We start from the raw sequence: 16,617 nt of genomic DNA on the forward strand, positions 1-16,617 counted from the left end.
TCTTGCCTGGTGCGGTGCCGCGCGGGAACGTCACCGCGCGGCACCGCGGTCAGCGCTCTTCCAGCGAACGGGCCAGCTCGCCCGCGGTTTCGGCGAGCAGGAGGTCGGCGAGCGCGATCGGGAGCCCGGTCGCCCGCCGCAGTTCGGCGGCGACCCGGTTCATCCGCAGCGAATCGCCGCCGAGTTCGAAGAAGTTGTCGTCCATGCCGACCGTCTCCACGCCGAGCACCGCTTGCCAGGTCTCGGCGACCAGTTTCTCGGCCGGGGTGGCCGGGGCGGGGCCGGACTCGGCCGCCGGTTCGCCGGGCACCGGCAGCGCGGCGGCGTCGACCTTTCCGTTGGGGGACAACGGCAACGCCGGCAGCTGGAGCAGCGACGACGGCACCAGGTAGGCGGGCGCCCGCTCGGCCAGCCACGCGCGAAGGGCCGTCAGGTCGACCTCGCCGCGCTCGGGCACCACGTACGCGAGCAGCCGGGAGCCGCCCGCCTCGTCCGGCACGCCGAGCGCGGCGGCGGCTCGCACATCGGGGTGTTCGCCGAGGAGGGCTTCCAGTTCCCCGGGTTCCACCCGGAAGCCGCGGACCTTCACCTGCCGGTCGGCCCGGCCGCAGAACTCCAGCACACCGTCCGGCAGCCGCCGCACCAGGTCGCCGGTGCGGTAGCGGCGCGTGCCGTCCGGGCCGGCGACGAAGCGGGCGGCCGTCGCGCCGGGCCGGGCGTGGTAGCCGCGGGCCAGATTCACCCCGCTGACGTAGAGCTGCCCGATCTCGCCGTCCGGCACCGCGGCGAGCTGGTCGTCCAGCACGTGCGCGGTGATCCCGGCCAGCGGCCGCCCGATCGGCATCGTGGTCCGGCCGTCCGCGGCCAGCTCGCCGAGGCCGGGCTGAAGGGTGGCGAAGGTGGTGCATTCGGTCGGGCCGTAGCCGTTGACCAGCCGCGTTCCCGGCGCGAGGGCGGCGGCCTGGCGGACGACGTCGGCGCGCACGGTGTCCCCGCCGGCGAACAGCAGGCGCAGCCCGGCGGGCAGGCGCTTTTCGGCGGTCACCAGCTCGTGGAAGAGCCCGGCGGTGAGCCAGGCGACGCTGACCTGTTCCTGCTCCAGGAAATCGAGCAGGTCGGCGGTGCCCAGCGCGCCGGGCGGTGCGATGGCGAGGGTGCCGCCGCGGGCGAGAGTGCCCCAGATTTCGAAGGTGGAGGCGTCGAAGGCCAGCGGCGCGTACTGCAGGACCCGGTCTCCCGGCTTGATGCCGAGCCTCGGCTCGGTCACCAGGTTCGCCACGGCCTGGTGGGTGGCCAGCACGCCCTTGGGGACGCCGGTGGAACCTGAGGTGTAGACCAGGTACGCGGCACCGCCCGGCAGCGGAGTCTCGGGCGTCGCGTAGTCCACTGTGGAGTCGAGGTCGGCGGTGCCGGTGAGCACGAGCTGCGCCCCGGAGTCGGCGATGACCCGGTCTCGGTGCGCGGCCGGGTGGCTGGGGTCCAGCGGTACGTAGAAGCCGCCGCATTTCAGCACCGCGAGCATCAGCACCACGGCTTCGGCGCTGCGCGGCATTTGGAGCGCGACCGGGGTCTCGCGGCGCACGCCCCGGGCGGCCAGCGCGCCGGCCAGTTCGTCGGAGCGGGCCTTCAGTGCGGCGTAGGTGAGTGTGCCGCCGGGGTGGCGCAGGGCGATCGCGTCGGGCGCGACCGCGGCCTGTCGGTCGACGAGTTCGGGCACGGTGCCGGTCATCGGGCCACCTCCGGTTCGGCCGCCGGGCGAAGGGTTTCGCCGACGAGCTGGCTGAGGAAACGCAACTGGGCGTGGTCGGCCACGGCGCCGTACACCGTGCCGACCCGGCTGCTCGCGCCGGTCGCGACGGCGGGCAGCACGCGGGGCAGGTCGGCGAGGTCGACCTTGCTCACCCCGGGAAGGGCGCGGACGGCGTCCGTGCCGCCGATCCGCCGCACGACCCGGGTTCCGTCCGGGGCCAGCACGAAATGCTGGAAGGACACGCGGTCCCAGCTCGGCCGGTCCGGGACGGTCCCGGAGCCGAGCGCGGTCCGCAGAGCGAGCCGGACCAGGTCCGGGCCCCCGGCGCGGCGGATCAGATCGGCCACGTGCCCGCCGAGCCGTCCGTTGACCTCGATCAGCCGCGGCCCGGCGGCGGTGAGCTTGATTTCGGTGTGCGTCAGGCCGTGCCGGACGCCGAGCGCGGCGAGCGCGCGCCGGGTCAGGTCCTCGGTTTCGGCGCGCAGGTCCGCGGGCAGGTCCGCCGGGACGAACATGCCGGTCTCGCGGAATCCCGTGGCGAGCGGGAACTTTCCGGTGACCGCGAGCGGCGTCGTGACGCCGCCGGAGGTCAGCGACTCCACGCTCACGTAGTCGCCCCACGCGCCGAGCGGTTCGCCGTGGAGGAATTCCTCCAGCACCAACCGGTCTTCGGGACCGGCGAGCAGGCGCGCGGCCAGTTCCCTTCCTTCCTCGGGAGAGCTGACCAGATAGGTGTTCCGGCTGGAGCCGCCGACCGAGGGCTTGAGCACCGCGGGCAGGCCGACGGCGGTCAGCGCGGTGTCGAAGCCTTCCGGGGTGTCGACGCGGGCGATGCGGGTGGCGTCCACCCCGGCCTTCGCGAAGGCGGCCCGCTGGGCGGCCTTGTCGGTCAGGCGTTCCGCGGTTTCCCGGTCCTGGTAAGGAAGTCCGAGCGCCTCGGCCAGTTCGGCGGTGCGCCGGAGCTGGTACTCGGCGAAGGTGACGATCCCGGCCGCGCCCCGGCGGCGCAGTTCCGCGGCGGTGCGCCGGACGTCCCAGCCGGTGGTGTCGAGGGTTTCGCCGAGGTCCGCGAGCAGGCCGGACACCTCGGCCGGATGCTCGTCGGCCCGGTCGTAGACGAAGAGCGGGGAGCACAGCCCCCGCGCGGCCCGCAGCACGTCGGCGGGCCCGGCCGAACCGAGGTCGTAGACGACCGCGACCTTCGGCGGTGCGGACATGGTTCGCTCCCGGTGCGCTTTTCCAAGGGGATTTGCGCGGCCGACTCTATCGGCGGCCCCGGTTCTTGTCAGGACCGGCGAAACGCGGGAAATGGCCGGAAAACGAACACGATTGCCTGATCGCCGGACGCGGTGCGATGGTCTTTTCCATGGCCGATGCGTTGATGCGGAGATTGGTTCCGGACGAGCTGTGGGAATTGGTGGAACCGTTGTTGCCGAAAGCCCCGAAGCGCCCGCAGGGCGGCGGCCGGGCCAGGGCCGAGTCGCGCCGGGTGTTCGCCGCGGTGGCGCTCGTGCTCAGCGGCCAGACCTCGTGGCGGTCGGTGCCGCCCGCGTTCGGCGTGGCCGTGCCGACCGCGCACCGCTGGTTCGCGCGGTGGACCGAGGCCGGGGTCTGGGAACGGCTGATGCTCGCCGCCGAGGGCCGGGATCTCGACCCTGAGCTGCGGGAATGGCTGACCGTGCTGGTCGAGTCCGCGGTGGCCAGGGCCGGGGCGGCCGACCAGCGGAGCATGTCCGCGATGGCCGCGGGAGCGCCGGCCGAGGTGCCGGTGCAGCTGCCGCGCGGGGATGTCCAAATGAGACAGCGCGGGCCGGGGCCGGTCCGCGTCGCGGTCTGAGCCGACCTGCGGAAAGGCCGGGCAAGCAATAGCGGCAATGCTGTCTTGGATCGCTTCGGGCGGTGTTCAAGGCGGCTTGCCCCGGCGCTTTCCGGTGGTAGTGTCGAGGCCGTCCGGTGATCGTCGGAAACTGATTGCCGACATTTGTTTCCGCACTGGCGCGGCCGCTTCTTCCCGTTTGTCGGCGCGCAATTGCAGGGTCGGTTTGTTCCCATGCTTGCGGCACTAATACCTCGGAGGTTGCTGGCGTGTGCGGCGGTCGGATGGAGCTTGCCGAGCCGGAGCTGGGCGGCGTGCCGCGCTTCGACATCGCGCGGGCGCGGGCGGAGACCACCGGCTGTGCCGGGGTGATCCATCTGAACAACGCGGGTTCGGCGCTGATGCCGGGCCCGGTGCTGGACCGGGTGGTCGGGCATCTGGAACTGGAGGCGCGGATCGGCGGGTACGAGGCCGCCGAACTGGCCGAGCCCGCGGTGCTCGGGGTCTACGAATCGGCGGGAGCCCTGCTCGGCTGCCTGCCGTCGGAGGTCGCGCTCACCGAGAACGCTTCGCGCGCCTGGCAGGCGGCGGTGCAGGCGGTCCCGCTGTCGGCCGGGGATCGGATCGTGGTCGGCGCGGCGGAATACGTGAGCAATCACCTTGCGCTGCAGGCGGTCCGCGAGGCCACCGGGGCCGCGGTCACCGTGGTCCCGGACGACGAGCACGGCCGGTTCGACGTCGAGTTCTTCCGCGAGGTGCTCGACGAGCGCACGAAACTGGTCGCGCTGACCCACGTCCCGGTCTACGGCGGGCCGGTGAACCCGGTGCGCGAGGTCGGCGGACTGCTGCGCGACACCCCTGCGTTCTATCTGGTCGACGCCTGCCAGACGGCCGGGCAGCTGCGGCTGGACGTGGCCGGCATCGGCTGCGACCTGCTTACCGCGGCGGGCCGCAAGTACCTGCGCGGCCCGCGCGGCACCGGGCTGCTCTACGTGAACTCGGCGAGGATGCCCGAACTGCGCGGCGCCTGCCTGGACACGCGCGGCCTGCGCTGGTCGGGCAACGGCGAGGTCAGCGCCCGTCAGGACGCGAGGCTGTTCGAGAGCTGGGAGGCCAGCTTCGCGATCCGCCTGGGGCTCGGCGCGGCCATCGACTACGCGCTGGACTGGGGCCTCGACGCGATCTGGGAACGGATCCAGCTGTTGTCGGCGCGGCTCACCGAACGGCTGGGCTACGTGCCGGGCGTGCTGCTGCCCGACGCCGCCGCCGTGGCGCCGAGCGGGCTGGTCCGGTTCCGGCTGCCGGGAGCCGATCCGCACCGCGTCCGCCGGGAGCTGCGCCGCCGCGGCGTGAACGTCTCGGTCTCCGAACGCGAACTGGCTCCGCTGGATCCCGCGCAGCGCCAGGAAACCGCGCAGCTGCGCGCCTCGGTCCATTACTACAACACCGAAGACGAGATCGACCGCTTCGGCGACGCACTCGAACTGCTGCTCAAGAAGGACGCCTGAGAACAGGGGAAGACTCGATGGAGCAAGGAACCGGGCTGGAGATCGCCGTGGTCGGCCTCGGCGGCAGGTTTCCCCAGGCGCCGGACGTCGCACAGTTCTGGTCCCTGCTGTGCGCCGGAGCCGAGGGCATCCGCGAACTGACCGGCGACGAGCTGCGCGAGTCCGGTGTGGACAGTGCGGAAGCCGCCGCGCCCGGGTACGTGCGCGCGGCCGCGGCGGTCGACGGGGAGGACCGGTTCGACGCCGGCTACTTCGGCTGCACCCCGCGCGAAGCGGCGCTGCTCGACCCGCAGCAGCGGCTGTTCCTGGAATGCGCCGCCGAAGCGCTGCAGTCGGCCGGGCACGACCCGGAGCAGGAACCGGGCGCGATCGGGGTGTTCGCCTCGGTCAGCGTCAACGAGTACGGCCTGCGCAACGTCTACCCGCACCGCGGCCTCGACGAGGTGGTCGGCTACCTGCAGAAGCTGCTGGCCAACGACAAGGACTTCATCGCCAGCCGCACCGCGTACAAGCTCGGCCTGCGCGGGCCGGCGGTGACCGTGCAGACCGCGTGCTCCAGTTCGCTGGTCGCGATCCATTTGGCCTGCCAGTCGCTGCTGGCCGGGGAGAGCGATCTGGTGCTGGCCGGGGGCGCCACGGTGCGGGTGCCGCAGCGGATCGGGTACCACGGCGGGGAGAACGGCATCGCCTCGCCGGACGGGCACTGCCGCCCGTTCGACAAGCTCGCGGCGGGCACGGTCCCGGGCAACGGCGCGGGCGTGGTGGTGCTGCGCCGGCTGCAGGACGCGCTCGACGACGGCGATCCGATCCGCGCGGTGATCCGCGGTTCGGCGATCAACAACGACGGCGCGGCGAAAATCGGCTACACCGCGCCGAGCGTGACCGGGCAGGCCGAGGTGATCCGTGCCGCGCTGGCCGCCGCCGAGGTGCACCCGGACACCGTCGGCATGGTGGAGGCGCACGGCACGGCGACCCCGCTGGGCGATCCGATCGAGGTCGCCGCGCTGACCCAGGCCTACCGTTCGGCGGGCGCGTCCGGCGCCGGGTACTGCGCGCTGGGCTCGCTCAAGGGCAACGTCGGCCACCTCGATTCCGCGGCGGGCGTGGCCGGGGTGATCAAGGCGGTGCTGGCGGTCGAGAACGGCCTGATCCCGCCGAGCCCGCATTTCACCGAGCCGAATCCGGAGATCGGCTTCGCCGGCAGCCCGTTCTACGTCAGCACCGGCCTGCACGAGTTCGGCGGCGACGGCCCGCGCCGGGCCGCGGTCAGCTCGTTCGGCATCGGCGGCACGAACGCGCATCTGCTGCTGGAGCAGCCGCCCGCGAAGGCGGCGCACAAGCGGGTGCGCGCGGCCGAGACGATCGTTGTCTCGGCGCGGTCGGCCGCCGCGCTGGAGCGGTCCGCCGAGCGGCTCGCCGACCATTTGGCCGCGCACCGGGAAACGAACCTGGCCGATGTCGCGCACACGCTGCAGACCGGCCGGACGGCAATGGCGCACCGGCGGGCGTTCAGCGCGCACGACGTCGATGAGGCGGTACGCGCGCTGCGGGATCCCGAGGCGGGCACCACGGCCGAGGCCGGAGACGGCACGGCGACGGTGGCGCTGCTGTTCCCAGGCCAGGGCAGCCAGTACGCGGGGATGGGCAGCGGACTGCACGCTGAGGAGCCCGCGTTCCGCGAAGCGCTGGACGAGTGCGCGAGCCTGCTGGACTTCGATCTGCGCGCACTGCTGTTCACCACCGGCGAAGAAGCGTCGGAACGCTTGGCGCGCACGGAATTCACTCAGCCCGCGTTGTTCGCCGTGCAGTACGCGGTGGCGCGGTTGTGGGAGTCGCGGGGCGTGCGGCCCGCTGCGATGCTCGGGCACAGCATCGGCGAGTTCGTCGCCGCGCACTTGGCCGCGGTGTTCAGCCTCGAAGACGCGCTTCGGCTGGTCGTCCGGCGCGGCGAGCTGGTGCAGCGGATGCCCGGCGGAGCGATGCTGGCGACGCGGCTTCCTGCCGCTGAACTGGCCGGCCTGCTGGACGGGGACCTGGCGCTGGCGGCGGACAACGGCCCGGCCGATTCGGTCGCTTCCGGTCCGGCGGCAGCCGTCGAGGCCCTGCGGGACCGGCTGGCCGAACGAGGAGTGCGCACCCGGTTTTTGCGCACCGCGCACGCTTTCCACTCCTCGCTGGTGGACCCGGTGCTCGATGAGTTCCGCGCGGCCTTCGACGGCGTCGCGCTGCACGCGCCGCGAATTCCGTACGTCACCAACGTGACCGGCACCTGGGTCCGGCCGGAGGAAGCGACCGACCCCGCGCACTGGTGCCGGCACCTGCGAGGGACGGTCCGTTTCGCCGAAGGCGTCCGCACCTTGAGCGAGGACGTCGGCGGTGTGCTGCTCGAAGCCGGGCCGCGGCGGACGCTCAGTGCGCTGGCCGCCGCGCAGACGGGTGCCGAGGGCGTGGTCCCCACGCTGCCCGCCGCCGACCCGGCCACCGAAGGCGCGCAACTCGCCGAGGCCACCGGCGCGGTGTGGGCCGGAGGAGTGCCGGTCGACTGGGCCGGGCTTCGCGGGGTGGAACGCCGGTCCCGGGTCGAGCTGCCGACCTATCCGTTCGAGCGGCGGCGGTACTGGATCGACCCGCCCGCCGACGACGGCGCGCGAGCGGCCGGTCCTCAGGTCCGGACCTGGGAATCGGGTGCCGCGCCCGCCGAGGGCGGCCCGTTCCTGCTGGTCGCCGGGCCGGACAGCCCGCTGGCCGCCGAACTCGGAAACGCCGCGGTGGCAACGAATCCGGACGACGTCGAGGCCGCCGCGCGGGAGCACGGCCCCCTGCGACTGGTGACCTCGGCCGACCCGGAGCGCTACGAGCAGCTGGTCGCGGACGGGCTGCTCACCGGCATCACGGTGCTCACCGAGGGTGGGCTGTCGGTGGAAAGTGCCGATCGCGCGAAGGAATTCGCGGTCACGCTGGCTGCCGTCGGAGCGCACCGGGTGGTGGACGTCGATCGGCTTCCTGCCGGTCGCCGCCGGAGGTCTGCGGCGGCGCGCTCGGTGATCGCCGACGCGTCGGCCGCCGAGGGGCCGCAGGTGGTGGCGTATCGCGGCGAACGGCGTTACGTGCCGGGGCTACGGCCAGTGGAAAGCAGCGGAACGGGCTGGCTGCGCGCGGGGACCACCTTCGCTGTCGCAGGCGTCCGCGGGCCGCTCGCTGACGTGCTCGCCGACGTCACGGTTCGCCCTGCCGCCGAGCTGGCTTCCGCGGACGGCGTGTTGTTCGAGGGCACCGCAGACGGGGACGTCGAGCGGATCGGGCGCGAACTGCTTGAGACCGCCGCCCGGCTGGAGGCGGAATCCGTGGTGCTGGTGCTGCCGGGCACCACCGGCGAAGAGCGGGTTTTCGCGCGCCGTCTGGGCATGTTCGCCGAAGAAGCCGACGTGGACTGGGTCGTGCTGGAATGGGACGGCGAGCCTCGCCCGGCCGAATGGGCTGCCGCGCTGGCCGCCACCCGCGCGACGACGCTGAGCGCGTCCGCCCCCGCGGTGGCGTGGGTCGACACCGGGGACGTCGAAGACGTTCCGGTGGAGAAACCGCAGCGCACCGCCACCGAGGAGCAGGTCGCCGGGCTGATGGCGAATCTGCTCGGCGTGCCGGATGTCGGGCTGCGCAAGGATTTCTTCGCTCTCGGCGGGCATTCGCTGCTCGCCACCCAGCTGGCCGCCCAGCTCACCGACCGCTTCGGCGTCGAACTTTCGGTGCGGGAGCTGCTCGCCGAACCGACCGTGGCGGGCATCGCGGCGGCGCTCGACGGGCTCCGTGCGACCCCCGTCGGGCAGGCGCTCCCCGAACTGCGCCCGACGCCCGCCGACGGCCCCGCCCCGGCGTCGTCGACCCAGGAAAGCCTGTGGTTCCTTCAGGAACTCGACCCGGACAGCGCGTTCTACGTGATGGCGAACGACGTCTGGCTCACCGGCGAACTCGACACCGGCGCTCTGCGCGCGGCGCTGGACGAACTGGTCCGGCGGCACGAAACGCTGCGCACCGCGATGCCGCTGGCCGAGGGCCGCCCGGTGCAGGTGGTCGGCCCGCCGCGCGCGCAGCCGCTGCCGGAGCTGGATCTGTCCGGTGCGGACGATCCGGAAGCCGAGGTCGCGCGGATCGCCGCCGGGTTCTGCCGCGAGCCGTTCGACCTGCGCGCGGGCGACCTGCTGCGGACGCGGCTGCTGCGCCTGTCGCCGACGCGGCACGTGCTGCTGGTCTCGACCCATCACATCGTCTCCGACTACTGGTCCAGCGGCCTGCTGTTCCACGAGATCTTCCGGCTGTACGAGTCTTTCGCCGCCGGCCGCTCGCCGGAGCTGCCCGAACTGACCGTCCAGTACCGCGACTACGCGCGCTGGCAGGCCGCCGTGCACGAGGGCCACCACCTCGACGACCAGATCGCGTACTGGAAGCAGCGGCTCGCCGGCGCCGCGCCGCTGCTCGAACTGCCCGCCGACCGCCCGCGCCCGGCGGTGCAGAGCCGGCGCGGCGGCTGGCAGGAGTTCTCGCTCAGCCCGGCCGCCACCGAACGGCTCAAGGAACTGGGCCGGGAGTCCGGCGCGGCGCCGTTCATGGTGCTGCTGACCGCGTTGAAGGCCGTGCTGCACCGCTACACCGGCCGCGAGGACCTGCTCGTCGGCACGTTCAACGCCAACCGAACCAAGGCCGAGCTGGAACCGGTGATCGGCCTGTTCGCCAACACGCTGGTGCTGCGCACCGAGGTCGGCGGCGAGCTGAGCTTCCGCGAGCTGCTGGCCCGGGTGCGCGACACCTGCCTCGGCGCCTACCAGCACCAGGACGTGCCCTTCGAACGGCTCGTCGACGAGATCGCGCCCGGCCGCGACCTCAGCAGCAACCCGCTGTTCCAGGTGATGCTGGTGCTCGAATCCGCGCCGGTGGGCGAGATCGGGGCCAGCGGGCTGGAGGTGGACGTCCGCGCGCTGGACAACCGCACCGCGAAGTTCGACCTGCTGTTCATCGTCTTCCCGGGCGAGGACCGGGGCGCTTTCCACGGGCTGGTCGAGTACAACGCCGACCTGTTCGACCCGGAAACCGTCGAGCGCATGGCCGGGCACTTCACCACCCTGCTCGGCGCCGCCGTCGAAGCGCCGGACACCCCGGTCGGCCGCCTGCCGCTGATCGAGAGCGCCGAGCAGGCCCTGCTCACCGGCTGGGCCGGGAACTCCGATCCCGAGCCTGCCGAGGAAACCCTCGTCGACCTCTTCGAGCGCGAGGCCGCGGCGAATCCCGCGCGGCCCGCCGTGCGCACCGCGGACGCCACGCTTTCCTATGGCGCACTGGACGAAGCGGCCAACCGGCTGGCCCGGCGGCTGGCCGAACTCGGCGCCGGACCGGAGGCACCGGTCGCGGTCTGCCTGCCGCGCGACGAGCACCTGGTGGTGACCCTGCTCGCGGTGCTCAAGGCCGGTTCCGCCTACGTGCCGCTCGATCCCGCCTACCCGGCCGAGCGGCTGACGTTCATGCTCGCCGACTCCGGTGCTTCGGTGGTGGTCGCGACCGAGGCGGACGCGGCCGCCCTGTCCGGCTCGTCCGCCTACGTCCTCCGGCTCGACGACGCCGCCGAGGCAGCCGGGATCGCCGGGCACGCGGCGACCCCGCCGCCTCGGCAGCTGACCCACCGGTCGGCGGCCTACCTGCTCTACACCTCCGGTTCGACCGGACGGCCGAAGGGCGCGATCACCGAACACGGCGGCCTGCGGGTGCTGCTGGACTGGGGCCGGGGCCTATTCTCCGACGAACTGCTCGCCGGGATGCTCGCCTCGTCGTCGGTCTGCTTCGACTCGTCGGTGTGGGAGCTGTTCCTCCCGCTGTGCCACGGCGGCTGCGTCGTGCTGGTGGAAAACGTGCTCGCACTGCCGCGACTCCCCGAACAGGTGGCAGCCGGGGTCCGGATCGTCAACACCGTGCCGTCGGCCGCGGCCGAGCTGGCCAGGACCGGCGGAATCCCGGACGGGGTCGAGACAGTCAGCATGGCCGGGGAAGCGCTGCCGAACGCCGTGGTCGCCGACCTGCACCGGCTGCCGGGCGTGCGCCGGGTGCTGAACCTGTACGGATTGACCGAGGCCAGCGTCTATTCGACGTTCGCGGACCTTTCCGGCGGACCGGAGGACGGCAACGCCACCATCGGCGGCCCGGTGCCGGGCGTTCGCGTTTTCGTGCTGGACGAGCGCCTGGAACCGGTGCCCCTCGGCGTGCCGGGGGAGTTGTACGTGGCCGGACCCGGCGTCGCCCGCGGCTACCACGACCGGCCCGGCCTGACCGCCGAGCGGTTCCTGCCGGATCCCTCCGGCGCCCCGGGGTCGCGCATGTTCCGCACCCGCGACCTGGCGCGCTGGCGGCCGGACGGCACGCTGGAATTCCTCGGCCGCGCCGACCACCAGGTCAAGGTCCGCGGTTTCCGGATCGAGCTGGGCGAGGTCGAATCGGCTCTGCGCAGCCGGGCCGGGGTGCTCGAAGCGGCGGTCACCACGACCGCCGAACGCGGCGGCGTCCAGCTCGCCGGGTTCTACGTGCCGGACGGGGAAGACCCGGGCGAGGACGCGATCCGGGCCGCCCTGCGCGAGATCCTGCCCGAGTACATGGTGCCCGCGCACCTGCGCCGCCTCGCCGCGCTGCCCCGCACGCCGAACGGCAAGTTCGACCGCGGCGCGCTGCCCGAGGTGTCGACGTCCGCTCGCGGCGGTGGCCGCGGCGCCGCACGGACCGCGGCCGAAGAGGTGGTCAGCGGGATCTGGGCCAAGGTGCTCGGCGCGGGCGAGGTCGGCCCGGAGGACAACTTCTTCGCGCTCGGCGGCGATTCCCTGCGGAGCCTGCGCGTGCTGGGCCTGTTGCGGGAACGGGGGTTCGCCCTCGAACTGCAGGACCTGTTCCGCTGCCAGACCGTCGCCGAACTGGCCGCCGCGCTCGAACACGGCGGCCGGGTCCCGGAGCCGACCGCGCCGTTCGGCCTGGTGTCCGAAAAGGACAGCGAGCTGCTGCCGGACGGGCTGGCCGACGCCTACCCGATGGCCGCCGCGCAGGCCGGAACGCTCTACCACAGCACGATCGACCCGAACACGCCGATCTACCACGACCTGATCGGCTACCACGTCCGCGCGCCCTACGACGAACAGGCGCTGGGCGATTCGCTGGCCGCGGTGGTCCGGCGGCATCCGGCGCTGCGCACCTCGTTCGACCTGGTCGCCTACAGCGAGCCGATGCAGCTGGTCTGGGCCGAAGCCGAACTGCCGCTGGAATTCGGCGATCTGCGCGAATTCGCCGACGCCGAGCAGGAGTCGCGGATCGAGGCGTGGCTGGAGGAGGAGAAGACCCGCGGCTTCGTCTGGACCCGTGCGCCGCTGGCCCGGATCAGGGTGTTCCGCCGGGCGGAGGACCGCTTCACGATCGTGGTCAGCTTCCACCATTCGATCCTCGACGGCTGGAGCATTTCGACCCTGTTCGGCCATTGGCTGAGCGACTACCGGCGCCGGCTGCGGGGCGAGCCCGGAGGGCTGGACGAGCGCGACTCCGGCGCCTGCCGCGAGTTCGTCGCGCTGGAGCGCCGGGCCGCCCGCGACCCCGAACAGCGGGACTACTGGTACCGCAAGACCAGCGCGCTGCCGTCGCTGCGCTTGCCGGAGACCGCGGGAACGGTGTCCGGGCCGCGCGGCGCGGCGCGCCAGTACCTGCTGGACGGCGGCGTCGCCGACCGGTTGCGCGAGGCCATGCGAGCCGAAGGCCTCACCGTCAAGTACGCCTGTCTCGCCGCGCACCTGTGGGTGCTCGGCCAGGTGACCGGGCACGCCGAGGTCTACACCGCGCTCGCCGCGAACGGACGGCCGCCGCAGTCGGGCGTCGCCGAGGAATGCGGCCTGTTCGTCAACGGCGCGCTGGTGCGCACCACGCTCGCCGACGGCAGCTGGACCGATCTCGCCCGCACGGTGTTCGACGCCGAATGCGAGCTGATGCCCTACCGGCACTTCCCCTACGCCGAGGTGCACCAGCTCGCCGGGCCGGGACTGGCCGTGGAGACCGGGGTCAACTTCGTCCGCTACCTCGCCTACGAATCCTTGGCGGACAACGAAGACGTGCACGTGCTCGACTCGACCCTGTTCGAGGAGACCGAATTCCCGTTCGCGGTCTACTTCGTCGCGGACCCGCAGAACGCGGAGATCCTCGTCCGGGTCCAGTACGACGGGCACCGGTTCGGCGCGGACTGGATCGACGGGGTCGCCGGGAAGTACCTGGCCGCGCTGGAGCGGTTCGCCGCCGATCCCTCGGCCCCGTACGGCAGGCCCACCGGGCTGGCCGACCGGGCGGCCGAACGGTTCGGGCTGGCGCCGGGCGGGGTCGAGCGGATCTCCGCGATCACCCCGGTGCAGCGCGACCTGTACCTCGAACACGCCGCCCGCCCCGACGTCGGCGCGTTCATCCCGGCCTTCTCGCTCGACCTCGGGCCGGACGGGGACGCGGACCGGTGGCGCGCCGCGGTGCGCTCGGTCACCGCGGCCGAGGAGATGATGCGCTGCGCCCCGGTGCTGCTCGACGGCGAACCGGCGCTGGCCGTGCTCACACCGTCCGAAGTGGACTGTCCGCTGCTCGACGTGCGCGAGGCGGCCGAGCAGCCGTACGGCCTGCTCGACGCGATTCCCGAGCACGCGCAACGGCCTTATGCTCCGGAAGGCGAGCCGTTGATCCGGCATCTGCTCGTCCGGGACGAGCACGGGCACCTGCAAGCGGTCGTCGGCGCGCACCACGCGGTGATCGACGGGCCGTCGGTGCCGCTGATGTTCCGGCGGCTGGTCGACGCCTACCACGGCGTTTCCCCGGATACCGAAGAAACGGAAGCCTTCCTCGACCGCGTGCCGGAGATCGCGGCGCGGTTCGACCGCCCGGAAACGCTGGACTACTGGCGCGAACTGGCCGCGAATTCGTCGGCACTGGAAATCCCGCCGGTGCCCGAAGGCGACGGCCGGGCCGTGCTGCAGCCGGTGGCCTCGCTCGAAGGCGACGACCTGGCCGCGCTCCGCACCTGGTGCGAGGAAAACGGACAGCGGCTGCCGGGCGTCCTGCTCGCGCTGTTCGCCGCCTTCGCCGGACGGCACGCGCCGGGGGAGGACGACTACTTCGTCTACACGCTGGCCGGCGGCCGTCCGCCGGAGCAGGCGGATTCGCTCGGCTGCTACCTGCACGTCCTGCCGGTGCACGTGCCCCGGCCGGGCCCGGCGGAACCGGCGGCCGACTACGCCGCGCGGTTCCGGCAGCGGCGGCGGGACGCCCGCGGGCACGAGGCCGTGTCCGCCTTCCAGCAGCGCCGGATCCTGCCCGCGGACAACGTCCGGTTCGTGTTCAACTTCCTGCCCGCCAACCTGGTCGCCAAGGTCGGCGGCGACACCGGGTACGCCACCTACGAGGACGTCCCGTTCGACGAGGCGCATCTGACCCTGCGCGAGCACGACGACCACATCGAACTGCTCTTCCAGTGTGCGCCGGATCTGCTGTGGGGCGAGCATTTCGCCGCTGCGTTCGCCCGGTTCGCGGTCGCCGCGGTGTCCGGCGGGCCGTTGTCCGCGGTGCCGTCGGTGCACGGCGAGGCCGAAGCCTGGCTGCGGCAGGCCGGCACCGGTTCCAGTGTCGAACCGGGCTGGGAGACGGTGCTGGAGTGGGTCGAGCACACCGCGGCGGCTCAGCCCGACACCGTCGTCCTGTCCGAAGGGGACCGCCAGCTCACCCACCGCGAGCTGGGCGAGCGGGCGAACCGGCTGGCTCGCGCGCTGGCCGCGCTGGGCGCCGGGCCGGGCGAGGTGGTCGCCGTCGCGGTGCCGCGTTCGGCCGAGCTGGTGGTCTCGCTGCTGGCCGTGGTCAAGACCGGGGCCGCGTTCCTGCCGGTCGATCCGGAGCTGCCCGCCGAGCGGGTGGCGATGATGATCGGCGACGCCGGTGCGCGGCTGGGCCTCACCGTCGCCGGCACGCTGCCGGTGCTGCCCGAGCTGAAGTGGTTCGTGCTGGACGACGCGGCCGCTGCGGCGCAGCTCGCCGAACTGCCTTCGCACGACCTGAAGCCGGAAGTCTCCGCCCGGACGCCGATGTACGTGCTGTTCACCTCCGGGTCCACCGGCAGGCCGAAGGGCGTGGTCGTCGAGCACGGCGGGGTGGTGAACCGGCTGCGGTGGATGCAGGACGAGTTCGAGCTGACCGGCTCCGACGTGGTGGCGCAGAAGACGCCTGCCGGGTTCGACGTCTCGGTGTGGGAATTCTTCTGGCCGCTGGTCGCCGGTGCGCGGCTGGAGGTGCTGCCGCCCGGCGCCCACCGCGATCCCGGTCAGCTGGCGAAGGTCATCCGCGCCGCAGGGGTTTCGGTGCTCCACTTCGTGCCTTCGATGCTGAGCGTGTTCGCCGAAGACGCCGAAGCGCCGGAATGCGCGACCGTGCGCGACATCGTGTGCAGCGGCGAGGTCCTGCCGGGTTCGCTGCGGGACCGGGTAGCCGAAGTGCTGCCGGACGCGCGTCTGCACAACCTGTACGGCCCGACCGAAGCTTCGATCGACGTGACGCGCTGGGCATGCGCGGAGGATTCCGGGCCGTCGGTGCCGATCGGCCGCACCGTGCCGAACACGAGGCTGCACGTGCTCGACGCCGCGGGCAGGCTGGTGCCGCCCGGCGTGGCGGGCGAGTTGTGCATCGGCGGGGTGCAGGTGGCCCGCGGGTACGCCGGGCGGCCCGGGCTGACCGCGGAACGGTTCGTGCCGGATCCCTACGGCCCGGCGGGTTCGCGGATGTACCGCACCGGGGACCGCTGCCGGTGGCGCGCGGACGGGGCGCTGGACTACCTCGGCCGCGACGACGGCCAGCTCAAGATCCGGGGCCAGCGCGTGGAACTGGGCGAGATCCAGGTCGTGCTGGCCGCGCACGAGGACGTCCGGGAAGCGGTGGTCCGGGCCCGCGACGGCGGTCGCGGCGAAGGCGACGTCCTGCTCGACGCCTACCTGGTGCCGACCGGCCCCGAACTGTCCACAGAGGACGTACGAGCGAGGGCAAGGGCGGTGCTGCCGGGCTACATGATCCCGGCGACCTGGACCGTGCTGGACGCGCTGCCGGTCACCGCGAACGGCAAGCTGGACCACCGCGCGCTTCCCGTCCCGGCCGACGCCGCCGAAACCTCGGCCGCGGTCGTGCCCGCCACCGAACTGGAGGCGGCGATCGCGGCGGTCTGGGAGGAGACGCTGGGCAGGCCGGTGCCCGGGGTCACGGACAACTTCTTCGATCTGGGCGGGCATTCCCTGTTGCTGCTGCGGGTGCACGCGCGGTTGCAGCGGGCGCTGGACCGCCCGCTCCGGATCGTGGACCTCTTCAGCCACCCGACGGTGCGCGCGCTGGCCGCGCACCTCGGCGGCGCGGAGAGCGAACCTGTCGCGCGGCCGAGGGCGGGCAGGCGGCGGGCCGCCGCCGAACTGCGGCAGAAACGCCTCGGGGCCAGGGGCGCGCGGTGAACGAAACGAATGACTACGAGACGG

General features: G+C 73.1%; 5 protein-coding genes. 3 read left to right on the top strand and 2 right to left on the bottom strand.

The features are described 5' to 3' along the window. Positions 1 to 49: 49 nt before the first annotated feature. Entirely contained in the window at positions 50 to 1,729 is a 1,680-nt protein-coding gene (locus ACWGIC_RS11900) for a non-ribosomal peptide synthetase (RefSeq protein ID WP_452075884.1), read from the bottom strand. After that, positions 1,726 to 2,967: an ATP-grasp domain-containing protein gene (locus ACWGIC_RS11905; protein ID WP_452075885.1), complete on the bottom strand. Its 1,242-nt coding sequence runs from the start codon at positions 2,965 to 2,967 to the stop codon at positions 1,726 to 1,728. The genes ACWGIC_RS11900 and ACWGIC_RS11905 overlap by 4 nt, the downstream gene beginning before the upstream one ends. A gap of 149 nt (positions 2,968 to 3,116) precedes the next feature. On the opposite strand from ACWGIC_RS11905, the gene ACWGIC_RS11910 reads away from it, so the two are divergent. The 3 genes from ACWGIC_RS11910 to ACWGIC_RS11920 all read left to right on the top strand — a co-directional run bounded on the left by ACWGIC_RS11910 (position 3,117) and on the right by ACWGIC_RS11920 (position 16,593). After that, a complete protein-coding gene (locus tag ACWGIC_RS11910) occupies positions 3,117 to 3,587 on the top strand; it encodes a transposase (protein ID WP_452075886.1) in 471 nt (156 codons plus the stop codon). 248 nt (positions 3,588 to 3,835) lie between these two features. Then, positions 3,836 to 5,074 (top strand): aminotransferase class V-fold PLP-dependent enzyme, encoded by a 1,239-nt coding sequence (locus ACWGIC_RS11915; protein ID WP_452075887.1) that lies wholly within the window; start codon positions 3,836 to 3,838, stop codon positions 5,072 to 5,074. A gap of 17 nt (positions 5,075 to 5,091) precedes the next feature. Then, a complete protein-coding gene (locus ACWGIC_RS11920; RefSeq protein ID WP_452075888.1) occupies positions 5,092 to 16,593 on the top strand; it encodes an amino acid adenylation domain-containing protein in 11,502 nt (3,833 codons plus the stop codon). Positions 16,594 to 16,617: the final 24 nt, after the last annotated feature.

The organism is Amycolatopsis sp. NPDC054798 (assembly GCF_053611505.1).

Excerpts from the sequence above, each read along its gene's own strand:
- ACWGIC_RS11900 (WP_452075884.1), bottom strand. The coding sequence starts at position 1,729 with ATGACCGGCACCGTGCCCGAACTCGTCGACCGACAGGCCGCGGTCGCG.
- ACWGIC_RS11905 (WP_452075885.1), bottom strand. The coding sequence starts at position 2,967 with ATGTCCGCACCGCCGAAGGTCGCGGTCGTCTACGACCTCGGTTCGGCC.
- ACWGIC_RS11910 (WP_452075886.1), top strand. The coding sequence starts at position 3,117 with ATGGCCGATGCGTTGATGCGGAGATTGGTTCCGGACGAGCTGTGGGAA.
- ACWGIC_RS11920 (WP_452075888.1), top strand. The coding sequence starts at position 5,092 with ATGGAGCAAGGAACCGGGCTGGAGATCGCCGTGGTCGGCCTCGGCGGC.